The organism is Ancalomicrobiaceae bacterium S20, assembly GCA_040269895.1.
GTDB classification, from domain to species: domain Bacteria; phylum Pseudomonadota; class Alphaproteobacteria; order Rhizobiales; family Ancalomicrobiaceae; genus Methyloraptor; species Methyloraptor flagellatus.
On the sequence record CP158568.1, the window covers coordinates 1,307,731 to 1,320,001 of the forward strand.

A 12,271-nucleotide genomic window follows, 5' to 3' on the forward strand; every position below is an offset into this window, starting at 1 on the left:
TCATCCATGATTCCGGTGTCGCGTCGTCATGTCCTCGGGGCCGGTCTTGCCGGCGCCGGTTCGCTCATCCTGCCGCGTTTCGCCATTGCGCAGGCGGACAACCGGCCGTCGATCAACATCGCGGTCCAGAAGGTCGCCAACTCCAACACGCTCGATAACCTGCGCGAGCAGTCGAACGTCGGCGAGCGCGTGTTCTTCTCCTCGATCTGGGAGCCGCTGATCGGCAAGGACTGGATCGGCGGCCTGAAGCGCGTGCCGCAGCTCGCGACCGAGTGGCGCCGCATCGACGCCCAGACGGTCGAGCTGAAGCTGCGCCAGGGCGTGAAGTTCCACAACGGCGAGGAAATGACCGCCGACGACGTGGTCTTCACCTTCTCGCGCGAGCGCATGTTCGGTGCGACCGAGGCCAAGAACCGGTCGACCCTGAAGGCGAGCGAGAACATCCCGTCGCCGCGGCCGGGCAAGGAACTGCCGCCCGAAGTCTCCGCCACCGCCCGCCGCGCCTGGCCGGACCTGATCCGCGTCGAGGCGGTCGACAAGTACACGGTGCGCTTCGTCAACGCGACGCCGGACGTCACGCTCGAGGGCCGCCTGTCGCGCTACGGCTCGGACATCATGAGCCGCAAGGGCTGGGACGATGCGGCGTCCTATCTCGACTGGGCGCGCAAGCCGATCACCACCGGTCCCTACAAGATCGTCGAATACAAGCCCGACACCTATCTGGTGCTCGAGGCGCATGATGAATATTGGGGCGGCCGGCCGCCGGTGAAGCGCATCCGCTTCGTCGAGGTGCCGGAGGTCGCGAGCCGCGTCAACGGGCTCCTGTCGGGCGAGTTCCAGTTCGCCTGCGACATCCCGCCGGACCAGATCCCCGGCATCGAGAAGAACGCCGGCTTCGAGGTGCAGGGCGGCACGATCCTGAACCACCGCCTGACCGTGTTCGACAAGAACTTCCCCGTGCTCGCCAACCCGCTGGTCCGCCGCGCCATGACGCATGCGATCGACCGGCAGGCGATCGTCGAGAGCCTGTGGGCCGGCCGCACCAAGGTGCCGAAGGGCCTGCAGTGGGACTATTACGACGACATGTTCATCGCCGACTGGGATGTCCCGGCCTACGATCCGAAGGTCGCGCAGGATCTCCTCAAGCAGGCCGGCTACAAGGGCGATCCGATCCCGTACCGACTGCTCAACAATTACTACACCAACCAGGTGCCGACGGCGCAGGTGCTGGTGGAGATGTGGAACGCGGTCGGTCTCAACGTGAAGATCGAGACCAAGGAGAACTGGACGCAGATCATGGAGCGCTCGCCGACCCGGGCGGTGCGCGACTGGTCGAACTCCGCGCCGTTCAACGATCCGGTGTCCTCGATCGTCGCCCAGCACGGGCCGAATGGCCAGCAGCAGCAGATCGGCGAATGGACCAACGAGGAGGCCAACAAGATGGCCGAAGTCCTCGAAACCTCGACCGATCACGCCACGCGCCGCAAGGCATTCCGGCGCATGCTGGAGATCTGCGAGCGCGAGGATCCGGCCTACACGGTCCTGCACCAGAACGCGACCTTCACCGCCAAGCCGAAGTCGATCAAGTGGAAGGCCGCCCCGGCCTTCGCGATGGACTTCCGCGCCGGCAATTTCGCGCTCTGATCCGAAGCTGGCCCGGCCCGGCGAGGGCGGGGCGCACGCGACCGACGATCGGGCCGCTCGCCGCGGCCCGATCGAACGACGTGACCTCGGAACGATCCCAAGACGGAGACGCGGCGATGAGCAGTGGCACGACGGCGTTCACGCGACGCGATGCGTTCAAGCTGGCGGGCGGCGCCGTCGCCGGTCTCGCGATGGCGACTTCGGCGCGGTCCGAGGCGCGCGGCCGCCGCGTCGTGGTGGCGATGCCGAATTCGCCGCAGGTCGCGACGCTCGAACCGGTGCGCGACTACGGCAATGTCTCGTTCCGGATGGGCTACAATCTCTACGACAACCTGTTGCGCGTCGACTATCGCGACGGCGGCAAGCTCCTGCCGGGTCTGGCGACGCGCTGGGAGCGGGTATCGGATACCGCGGTCGACTTCGTGCTGCGCGAGGGGGTCGTCTTCCATGACGGCAGCGCCATGATCGCGGAGGACGTCGCGTTCAGCTTCGGGCCCGAGCGCATGTCGTCGCCGGAGGCGCCGGGCTACAAGCAGAGCCGGCCGTTCCTGCCGACGATCGAGCGGGTCGAGGCGACCGGGCCAATGACCGTGCGGGTGACGACCAAGGGCGCCGATCCGCTGCTCCTGAAGCGGCTGGCCGGCTGGGCCGGGCAGATCGTCTCCAAGCGCGCCTTCCTCGCCGCGCCGAGTTTCGCGGCCTGGGAGAAGGCGCCGGTCGCGACCGGGCCGTTCAAGGTCAAGGAATTCTCCTACGACCGCCGTTTCGTCTTCGCCGCTCATGACGCCCATTGGGCCGGGCGGCCGGTGATCGACGAGTTGGAGTTCCGCATCGTGCCGGAGCTCGCCGGCCGTATGAACCAGCTCGCCACCGGCGAGGCCGACATCATCACGGAAGTCTCGCCCGATCAGCTCGGCCCGATCGCCGCCATGACCGGCCGCGAGGTCGCCGGCGGGCCGATCCAGAATGTCCGCGTGGTGCTGTTCAACAAGTTCGATCCCGCGCTCGCCGATCCGCGCGTGCGCCGGGCGCTCGCCCTGTCGATCGACCGGCAGGCGATCGTGGACAGTCTCTACGGCGGGCGTACCTGGGTGCCGAACGGCCATCAGGACAAGAGCTACGGCGACCTCTACCTCGCCGACTACGCCGGTCCGGGCTACGACCCCGACGCGGCGAAGGCGCTCTTGAAGGCCGCCGGCTACGACGGCCGCCGGATCGCGTACCGCGTTCTCAACAACTACTACACCTTGCAGATCCAGACCGCTCAGATCCTTCAGGAAATGTGGCATGCGGTCGGGCTGAAGGTCGAGATCGAGACCAAGGAGAACTGGGCGCAGGTCTACGAGCCGGGCCTCGGCATCTTCGACGGCTCCGACACGATCTTCTGGCAGGATCCGGTCGGCGCCATGGTCCGCCGCTATGGTCCGGCCGGCAACGTGCAGGCGGTCGCCAAGACCTGGGCCAACGACGAATTCAACAAGCTCGGCCCGGTGTTGCAGACCTCGCTCGATGCCGAGGAGCGCAAGCGCACCTTCCGACGCATGCTCGAGATCTACGACCGCGACGATCCGCCGGGGACGGCCCTGCACGACCTGACCATGTTCTACGGCAAGCGCAAGGATCTCGCCTGGAATGCCTATCCGGCCGAGTTCATGGACTTCCGGGCCGACAACATGAGGGCGCTGCCGTGAGCGCCTCGGACATGAAGGTGCCCCTCGTCACGATCGAGGGCCTCAGCGTCGCCTTCGACGGCGTGACCGTGCTGCGCGGCATCGATCTCGCGGTCGGCCGGGGCGAGGCGGTCGGGCTCGTGGGCGAGTCCGGCTCGGGGAAATCGGTGACCTGGCTCGCCGCGCTCGGCCTCCTGCCGGGCCATGCCGCGATCGGCGGCCGGGTGCTGCTCGACGGCCAGGATCTGCTGACCGCCTCGAAGCGCACGCTCGAAGACGTGCGCGGCGGGCGGATCGCGATGATCTTCCAGGATCCTGCGTCGAGCCTCAATCCGGTGCTGTCGATCCGCCGGCAACTCGCCGAGAGCCTCGCGCTGCATCGCGGCCTGTCGGGGACCGCGATCAAGGCCGAGGCGAAGCGGCTGCTCGACCTAGTCGGCATTCCCGACGCCGAACGGCGGCTCTCGGCCTTCCCGCATGAGTTCTCCGGCGGTCAGAACCAGCGCATCATGATCGCCATGGCGCTCGCCGGCCGGCCGGATCTGCTCGTCGCCGACGAGCCGACGACCGCGCTCGACACCACGATCCAGTCGCAGATCCTCGATCTGTTGCAGTCGATCCGGCGCGAGATGGACATGGCCCTCGTGCTGATCAGCCACGATCTCGGCATCGTGGCGGAGAACTGCGACCGGGTCGCGGTCATGTATGCCGGCCGCATCGTGGAAGAAGCGCCGGCGACGACGCTGTTCGACGATCCGCGCCACCCCTACACGCGCGGCCTCCTCGGCGCGCTGCCGCCGATCGACGGGCCGCGCCGGCGGCTGACCGCGATCCCGGGCGTCGTGCCGGATCCGCGCGATATGCCGGCCGGCTGCGCCTTCGGGCCGCGCTGCCTGCACGCCGACCGGCGCTGCCAGAGCGCGATGCCGGCGCTCGACCGCATCGGCGAGGGGCGGCGCGTCGCCTGCGTGCTCGACGGCGCGCGCGCCGCCGCGCCGACCCTGCCGGCCACCGCCACCTCGATCGGAGCCACCGCATGACCGAACCGCTCGTCACGGCCACGGGCCTCGTCCGGCGCTATCGCGGCCGGGCCGGCATGTTCGGCAAGGAGACCGAGGTGCGCGCGCTCGACGGCGTGTCGCTGGCGCTCATGCGCGGCGAGACGCTCGGTCTCGTCGGCGAATCCGGGTCGGGCAAATCGACAACCGGCCGCATCGTGCTCGGGCTCGACCGGGCCGACGAGGGCGAGGTGCGTTTCGACGGCGCGCCGATGCCGGCCTTCGCGACGCCGGCCTGGCGCGCCTCGCGCCGGCGCATGCAGATGATCTTCCAGGACCCGCTCGGCGCGCTCGACCGGCGCATCGCGGTCGCCGAACAGATCCGCGAGCCGCTCGACATCCACGAGATCGGCGCCGCATCCGAACGGGCGAAGCGCGTCGAGACGCTGCTCGATGCGGTGGGCCTCAGCCGTGCGCAGGGGGCGCGTTTCCCGCATGAGCTCTCCGGCGGTCAGCGCCAGCGCGTCGTGCTCGCGCGGGCCCTGGCGCTCGGGCCGGAGCTGCTCGTCTGCGACGAGCCGGTCTCGGCGCTCGACGTCTCGATCCAGGCGCAGGTGGTCAATCTGCTGATCGACCTGCAGGCCGAACTCGGGCTCGCCATGCTGTTCATCAGCCACGACCTGCGCGTCGTGCGGCAGATCAGCCGGCGCATCGCGGTCATGTATCTCGGCCGCATCGTGGAAGAAGGCGACGCCGACGACCTGTTCGCCGCGCCGCTGCACCCCTACACGCGTGCGCTCGTCTCGGCCTCGCCGGTGCCGGGCCATCGTGGCCGCGAACGCATCGTGCTTGTCGGCGATCCGCCGAACCCCGCGATGCGGCCGGCGGGCTGCGCGTTCCATCCGCGCTGTCCGATGGCGATGGCGCGCTGCCGGGTCGAGGCGCCGGCGCTGGTCGCGGTCGCCGGGGCGGGGCAGGGCACTGCGGGGCAGGGCGCTGCCGGTGAGGGTGCTGTCGGCGAGGGTGCTATCGGGCAGGGCCGCTCCGTTGCCTGTCATCTGGTCGATCAGACCGCGAACCGTCCGGCCCAAGGTGCACGAGGGGAGGCCGCCTGATGCTGCGCTATTTCTCGATCCGGCTCCTGCGCGCGTTCATCACGATCGCGCTCGTCGTGACCTTCGCCTTCGTCGTGCTGCGCATGTCGGGCGATCCGGCCCTGATCATCATGGGACCGGAGGCGCCGCCCGAGGTGATCGCGGCCTTCCGCAAGGCTTGGGGGCTCGATCAGCCGATTTGGCTGCAATACGTGCATTATTTCGGCGCCATCGCCGAGGGCGAGCTCGGCCGTTCGATGCGCGACGGCCGGCCGGCGATCGATCTGGTGCTCGAGCGCGTGCCGGCGACGCTGGCGCTGACCATTCCGGCGCTGTTGATCAAGGTCGGCATCGGCGTACCCTCGGGCATCTATGCCGCGCTCCATCGCGGCAGCGCCATCGACCGCACGGTCATGGCGCTCGCGGTCGCCGGCTTCACGGTGCCGAGCTTCGTGCTCGGTCTCGTGCTGGTGCTGATCTTCGCCGTGCAGCTCGGCTGGCTGCCGTCGGGCGGTCAGGACTCGTGGCGCCACGCGATCCTGCCGATCGTCACGCTCGGCGTCGGCGGCGCGGCGATCCTCGCCCGCTTCACCCGTTCCGCCATGCTCGAGGTGCTCGGCCAGCCCTATATCCGCACGGCCTCGGCCAAGGGCCTCGCCTGGGCGCGCGTCGTCGCCGACCACGCGCTGCCGAACGCGGCGATCCCGACCGTCACCATCGTCGGCTTCATGGTCGGCTCGCTGATCGCCGGCGCGGTCGTGGTCGAGAGCGTGTTCTCCTGGCCGGGCGTCGGGCGCCTCCTGGTCGTCGCGGTCGCCAACCGCGATCTCGCGGTCGTGCAGTGCATCTTGCTTCTGGTCGCGGCGACCATGGTCGTGTCGAACCTGATCGTCGACTTCCTCTACGGCTTCCTCGACCCGCGGCTGCGCACCGGCGCGGCGGCCGGCGCGCATTAGAGCAAGGCCCGCTCGGAGGATCGCTCCGAGCGGAGAAGACTTGCGCAAACAGGAAACACAGCGCGTGTCGCCGACCCGATCGGCGAGCGCTGACGGAGACAAGGGCCATGGCCGACATCGCCGCTTCCGCCCCGGCCGCACCCGGCGCCGCGCCTGGCGCGGCCCCACGCCGGAGCCGCCGTATCCCGACGGGTGTGACGATCGCGCTCGTCTGGCTCCTTGCCATGCTGGCGATCGCCGCGCTCGCCGATGTCGTCGCGCCCTATGCGATGACCAAGATGGACCTGCGCGCGCGTCTCGCCGCGCCCGGCACCTGGGCGCACTGGCTCGGCACCGACGAACTCGGCCGCGACGTGCTCTCGCGGCTGATCTTCTCGATCCGGATCTCGCTCGCGATCGCCTTCGGGGCGACGGTGATCTCGGCCGTGCTCGGCACCGCGCTCGGCTTTCTGGCCGCGCATTTTCGCGGCCTTGTCGAGCAGGCGGTGCTGATGCTCGCCGACTTCCAGGCCAGCATGCCGTTCCTGATCATGGCGTTGGCGGTGCTCGCCTTCTTCGGCTCGTCGCTACCACTGCTGATCATGCTGATGGGCTTCTTCGGCTGGGAGCGCTATGCCCGCATCGCGCGCGGCCTCGCCATCGCCGCCCAGGCGCAGGGCTATGCCGCCGCGATCCGCCAGCTCGGCGCGCGGCCGTCGCGGCTCTATTTCGCGCACATCCTGCCGAACATCGCCTCGACGCTGATCGTGTCGATGACGCTGGTGTTCCCGGAGATCATCCTGCTCGAATCCGGCCTGTCGTTCCTCGGTCTCGGCGTGCAGCCGCCGATGACCAGCCTCGGCAACATGGTCGGCTACGGCCGCGAGTACCTGACCAGCGCCCCCTGGATCATGCTGGCGCCGGCCTCGACGATCGTGCTGACGACGCTGTCGGTCTCGGTGGTCGGCGATTACTTGCGCGACCGGCTCGATCCGACGCTGCGGTGAGCCGGTCGGCCGGATCGAGCGGCCGGGTTCAGCCGGCCGGGTTGATCTCGATGAGCCCGGCGGCGCCCATGCCGCCGGCGATGCACATGGTCACGACCGCATAGCGCACGCCGCGACGGCGGCCTTCGAGAAGCGCGTGGCCGACGAGCCGCGCGCCGCTCATGCCGAAGGGGTGGCCGATCGCGATGGCGCCGCCGTTGACGTTGACGATCGCCGGATCGATCCCCAGCGTCTCGATGCAGTAGATCGACTGCGAGGCGAAGGCCTCGTTCAGTTCCCAGAGGCCGATGTCGGCGATCGTGAGCCCCTGCCGCTTCAGGAGCCGGGGCACGGCGAAGACCGGGCCGATGCCCATCTCGTCGGGCTCGCAGCCGGCGGTGGCGAAGCCGCGGAAGATGCCGAGCGGTTCGAGACCCCGCCGCGCGGCCTCGTCGGAGGCCATCAGCACGCAGGCCGAGGCGCCGTCGGAGAGCTGGCTCGCATTGCCCGCGGTGACGAAGCCGCCCTCGCGCACCGGCTTCAGCCTGGCGAGCGCCTCGAGCGTCGTATCGGGGCGGTTGCCCTCGTCGGCGGCGAGCGTCGTCTGCTCGGTCGAGGTGGCGCCGGTCGCCTTGTCGGTGACGGCGCGGGTGGTGGTGATCGGCACGATCTCGTCGTCGAAGCGGCCGGCCGCTTGCGCGGCCGCCGTGCGGCGCTGGCTTTCGAGCGAGAAGGCGTCCTGCGCCGCGCGCGTCACGCCGTAGCGCTCGGCGACGATGTCGGCGGTCTCGATCATGCTCGTGTAGATCGTCGGCTTGTGGGCGGTCAGCCAGTCGTTCTTGTAGAGCGCGCGGTCGACCGTCGGCTGGACCAGCGAGATCGACTCCACGCCGCCGGCGATCGCGACCGGCACCTTGTCCATGACGATCCGCTTGGCGGCACCGGCGATCGCCTCGAGCCCCGAGGCGCAGAAGCGGCTGACCGTCACGCCCGCCGCGGTCACCGGCAGGCCGGCGACGAGGCCGGCGTGGCGGGCGACATTGCCGCCGGTCGCCGCCTCCGGATAGCCGCAGCCGAGCACGACCTCTTCAACAGCCTCGGCCTCGACTTTGGCGCGGGCGAGCGCGTGGCGGATCGCGTGGGCGGCCATGTCGGCGCCGCGGGTCAGGTTCAGCGCGCCGCGATGGGCCTTGCCCACGGGCGTGCGCGCGGTGGAGACGATCACGGCGTCGGTCATTCGGGGGCTCTCCGGGCGGGATTGGCGGGGACGGGGCGGGGCTGACGGTAGGAGGACCGGGGGCGCTTGAGATCAGCCGGTGAAGCCGCCACCCTCGGCGGCGCGCTTCGCCAGGAGGGACGCGGGGCGCAGCGTTTCGTCGCCGGTCTCGGCGGCGAGCCGGTCGAGCGCTTCGACGATGACGGGCAGGCCGATCCGGTCGGCCCAGTACATCGGGCCGCCGCGCCAGGCCGGCCAGTTGTAGCCGGCGAGCCAGACGACATCGATGTCGCTCGCTCGGAGCGCGATCTTCTCTTCGAGAATGCGCGCGCCCTCGTTGACCATCGGGTAGAACAGCCGCGCGATGATCTCCTCGGCCGAGAAGGCGCGGCGGGCGATGCCGGCCGCGGCGGCAGTCTCGGCGATCAACGCCTCGACCTCTGGATCACGGACGCCGGCGCGCGCACCTTCGGGGTAGAGATAGAAGCCGCGACCGGTCTTTTGGCCGAAACGGCCCTGTTCGCACAAGGCATCGGCGATCGGCGCGCTGCCGCCGGTCGCCTTGCGCACACGCCAGCCGATATCGAGGCCGGCGAGATCGAGCATGGCAAAGGGGCCCATGCGAAAGCCGAAGCCGGTCACGGCGGCATCGACCTCGTGCGGCAAGGCGCCGTCGAGCAGCAGGCGTTCGGCGGCGCGGCCGCGGCGGGCGAGCATGCGATTGCCGACGAAGCCATGGCAGACGCCGACGGTCACCGCGAGCTTGCCGATCTTGCGGGCGAGGTCGAGTGCGGTCGCCAGCACCTCCGGTGCGGTCTTCTCGGCGCGCACGACCTCGATCAGGCGCATGACATTGGCCGGGCTGAAGAAATGCAGGCCGAGCACGCGCTCGGGCCGGGTCGTGGCGCGGGCGATCTCGTCGATGTCCAGATAGGACGTGTTGGTGGCGAGGATCGCATCCGGCGCGACCCGGTCGAGCGTGCCGAAGATCTCGCGCTTGACGCCCATGTCCTCGAAGGCCGCCTCGATGACCAGATCGGCGGCGGCGGCGCGGTCGAGGCCGATCGCGCCCTCGATCAGGGCGACGCGCCGGTCGCGGGCTTCGGCGGTCAGCGAGCCGCGCTTGACCGAGCCGTCGTAGAGGCCGCGGATGCGATCGAGGCCGCGGGTCAGCGCCGCTTCCTCCTGTTCGATCACGGTCACGGGGATATCGGCGTTGGCGAAGCACATGGCGATGCCGCCGCCCATGGTGCCGGCGCCGATCACTGCGACGCGGGCTATCGCGCGCCGGGGCGTGTCCTTGGCCAAGCCGGGCACGCGCGCGGCCTCGCGTTCGGCGAAGAAGGCATAGCGCAACGCCTTGGAGCGCGGATCGTCGAGGAGGGTGCGGAAACGGGTGCGTTCGAGCGCCTGACCCTCGTCGAAGGGCAGGTCGAAGGCGGCGCGCAGGGTATCGGCGAGTGCCGCGAGGTTCGGCATGTCCGGGTCGCGGCGCAGCGCTTCGGAGGCGGCCGCCTTGACGGCAGCGCGGGCGTCGGCCGTCAGCCGGTCCGTGCGGTCGCGCGTGCGCGGCGGGGGGCGGCCGCGGCCAGCGCCTTCGCCTTGGTCACGGCAGCCGCGATCAGATCGGCGCCGTCGGTGCCCTCGGCGAGGCCGAGCGCGACCGCCTCGGCCGCGTCGATGGGTGTGCCGTCACGCATCATCGCGAAGGCGCGGGCCGGATCGATCAGGCGCGGCAGGCGCTGCGTGCCGCCGGCGCCCGGGATCAGCCCGAGCTTAACCTCCGGCAGGCCGAGGCTCGCGGCGGAGCCGACGACGCGGGCGTGGGCGGCGAGCGTCAGTTCAAGGCCGCCGCCGAGCGCCGCACCGCCGATCGCGGCAACGATCGGCTTCGGGCTCGCTTCGATCGTATCGAGCAGGTCGGGCAGGGCGGGCGGCAGCGGCGGCTTGCCGAACTCGGTGATGTCGGCGCCGGCGACGAAGACCTTGCCTTCGGCGGCGATCACAATTGCCGAGACGCCCGGATCGGCCATTGCGGTCGCGATCGCCTCGGCGAGGCCGGCGCGCACGGCGGCGCCGAGCGCGTTGACCGGCGGATTGGCGATGGTGACGATCGCGACCGTGTCGCGCTGCTCCGTTCGCACCGAGGTCATGGCTCCGCTCCCGCTCGCTCGCCCGCACGGCCCGTCCGGCCGCGATCCGGCTCCGAGGTGGTCCGTGCCGGGCGGGCTTGTCAACGAGGGGCGGGCCATTTCGGGCCGAACTTCATCCGATGGTCGGAGGATCTCGGCCGTCGCGAGCCGCGATGCGGCCGGTCGCGACCGCCGAGGAGGATCCGGTCCGGCCCGTCACTGCGCCCGCAGGATCGCGGCGATGCGCTCCGCCGTCGGGGCGAGGTCGCGGGACGGCAGCCAGACCAGCCACAGCGGCAGCCAGACGTCGAGCGCCAGCCATTCGATGTCGCCGCCGATGCCGTTGACCGAGGGCTGCGGCAGCACCGACACGAAGCCATGGTCGCGGATCAGATTGATGATCACCGGCAGCGAGTCGACCTCGCTGAAATTGGCCGGCGTCCGGTCGAACCGCGTGCCGTCCGGCATCGGACCGCCATGGCCCGGCCGGAGACCCTCCAGCATCGACCGGACCAGCGAGCGCAAGCCGCTGCGGGCGCTCGGCACCGCGACGCGCTCGTCGAGCAGGATGTCGAGCGGCTCGCGGCCGCGGGCGAAGCCGCGCGGGCCGACGAGGCAGAGCGGCGAGGCGCCGATCGGGATGCCGGCGAGGCCCATCGCCTCGGCGGAGGCGTCGACCAGCGAGAAGTCGAGCCGGCGCGCCTTCAGGTCCGCGACCAGCTCCTCGGCCGTTCCCGAACTCAGGAACAGCGGCCGCTGCACCTCGGCCGGCCGGCCCGGACGGGGCGTGGCCGCCGGCGTCGCCGATCCCGCTTTCGACGACCCGACCGATCCGGCGGCGCCGTTCTCCCAATGGGCGAGTAGATTGGCGAGCATGCGGGCGATCTGGCTCTCGTGGCCGAGGGGCACGATCGAGCCGAAGCGGATCGTGCGGTCGCGGCGCCGGAAGTCGCGCGCGGCGGTGGCGATCAGTCCCTGCCATTCGGTCAGCAGCTCCGCCGCGAGATCGGCGATGCGCCGGCCTTCGGGCGTGGCGCGCGAGCCGTCCTGATGGCGTTCGACCAGGTCGCGGCCGAAATGCTGTTCGAGGCGCTTCAATTGCCGGGCGAGCTGCGGCTGGCCCATGCCGATCCGCAGCGCCGCACCCCGGATGCTGCCGGCCTCGATTGTCACGCAGAGGTGCCTCAGCGCGGCGAGCGGCACGGCGGTCGCCGCCGCCCGGCGCAGAGGGGCGTCGGGCGCGGGGTGGCGCCGTCCTCGGTGCCGAACATGGTCAGAACCCCGTCGCGAAGGCGCGCGAAGGTGTCGGCCAGCCGGCGGGCTTCGAGCGTGATCGACAGACTGTTGCCCTCGCCCTGGACGAGGTCGACCGAGAGATCCGCCTCGATCCGGCGCACCGCGCTCGCGACCGTCGCCACGGGTCGGCCGAGTTTCCGCGCGGCGCCGCGGAACGATCGCTCGGCGAGCACGATATCGCAGGTAACGAGGGCAGCGGTGTCCATGCGGGCGGGATCTCCTTGCTCAATGGATGAGCAGGCGCGTTGCGGATGCATAAGGTGTACAGAATATGGGATATCCTGCCAACGCGACGGCTCC

The 12,271-nt window shown here is 70.6% G+C and carries 9 protein-coding genes and 1 pseudogene; 6 read left to right on the top strand and 4 right to left on the bottom strand.

Features of this window, described 5'->3' with window-relative positions; genetic code table 11:
* Positions 1–6: 6 nt before the first annotated feature.
* The 6 genes from ABS361_06110 (at position 7) to ABS361_06135 (ending at position 7,348) form a co-directional block, all read left to right on the top strand.
* Entirely contained in the window at positions 7–1,644 is a 1,638-nt protein-coding gene (locus tag ABS361_06110; protein XBY45828.1) for an ABC transporter substrate-binding protein, read from the top strand.
* Positions 1,645–1,760: 116 nt separating this feature from the next.
* On the top strand, positions 1,761–3,335 hold the full coding sequence (locus ABS361_06115) for an ABC transporter substrate-binding protein (GenBank protein XBY45829.1): 1,575 nt from the start codon (positions 1,761–1,763) through the stop codon (positions 3,333–3,335).
* 11 nt (positions 3,336–3,346) lie between these two features.
* Positions 3,347–4,354, top strand: a complete 1,008-nt coding sequence (locus tag ABS361_06120; GenBank protein XBY45830.1) for an ABC transporter ATP-binding protein — start codon at positions 3,347–3,349, stop codon at positions 4,352–4,354.
* Positions 4,351–5,427 (top strand): ABC transporter ATP-binding protein, encoded by a 1,077-nt coding sequence (locus ABS361_06125; GenBank protein XBY45831.1) that lies wholly within the window; start codon positions 4,351–4,353, stop codon positions 5,425–5,427. Before ABS361_06120 ends, ABS361_06125 begins: the two co-directional genes overlap by 4 nt.
* Entirely contained in the window at positions 5,427–6,362 is a 936-nt protein-coding gene (locus ABS361_06130) for an ABC transporter permease (GenBank protein XBY45832.1), read from the top strand. The genes ABS361_06125 and ABS361_06130 overlap by 1 nt, the downstream gene beginning before the upstream one ends.
* 107 nt (positions 6,363–6,469) lie before the next feature.
* Positions 6,470–7,348, top strand: coding sequence for an ABC transporter permease (locus ABS361_06135; GenBank protein XBY45833.1), 879 nt, complete (start codon positions 6,470–6,472; stop codon positions 7,346–7,348).
* 28 nt (positions 7,349–7,376) lie between these two features.
* Here ABS361_06135 and ABS361_06140 read toward each other — a convergent pair whose 3' ends face one another.
* The 4 genes and pseudogenes from ABS361_06140 to ABS361_06155 form a co-directional block, all read right to left on the bottom strand.
* Positions 7,377–8,564: an acetyl-CoA C-acyltransferase gene (locus tag ABS361_06140; protein ID XBY45834.1), complete on the bottom strand. Its 1,188-nt coding sequence runs from the start codon at positions 8,562–8,564 to the stop codon at positions 7,377–7,379.
* A 72-nt stretch (positions 8,565–8,636) separates the two neighbouring features.
* Positions 8,637–10,696 (bottom strand): annotated as a pseudogene (locus ABS361_06145) (3-hydroxyacyl-CoA dehydrogenase NAD-binding domain-containing protein).
* 195 nt (positions 10,697–10,891) lie between these two features.
* The gene (locus tag ABS361_06150; GenBank protein XBY45835.1) at positions 10,892–11,848 is read right to left on the bottom strand and encodes a LysR family transcriptional regulator; all 957 of its coding nucleotides are present in this window, start codon (positions 11,846–11,848) and stop codon (positions 10,892–10,894) included.
* A gap of 11 nt (positions 11,849–11,859) precedes the next feature.
* A complete protein-coding gene (locus ABS361_06155) occupies positions 11,860–12,177 on the bottom strand; it encodes a LysR family transcriptional regulator (protein ID XBY45836.1) in 318 nt (105 codons plus the stop codon).
* Positions 12,178–12,271: the final 94 nt, after the last annotated feature.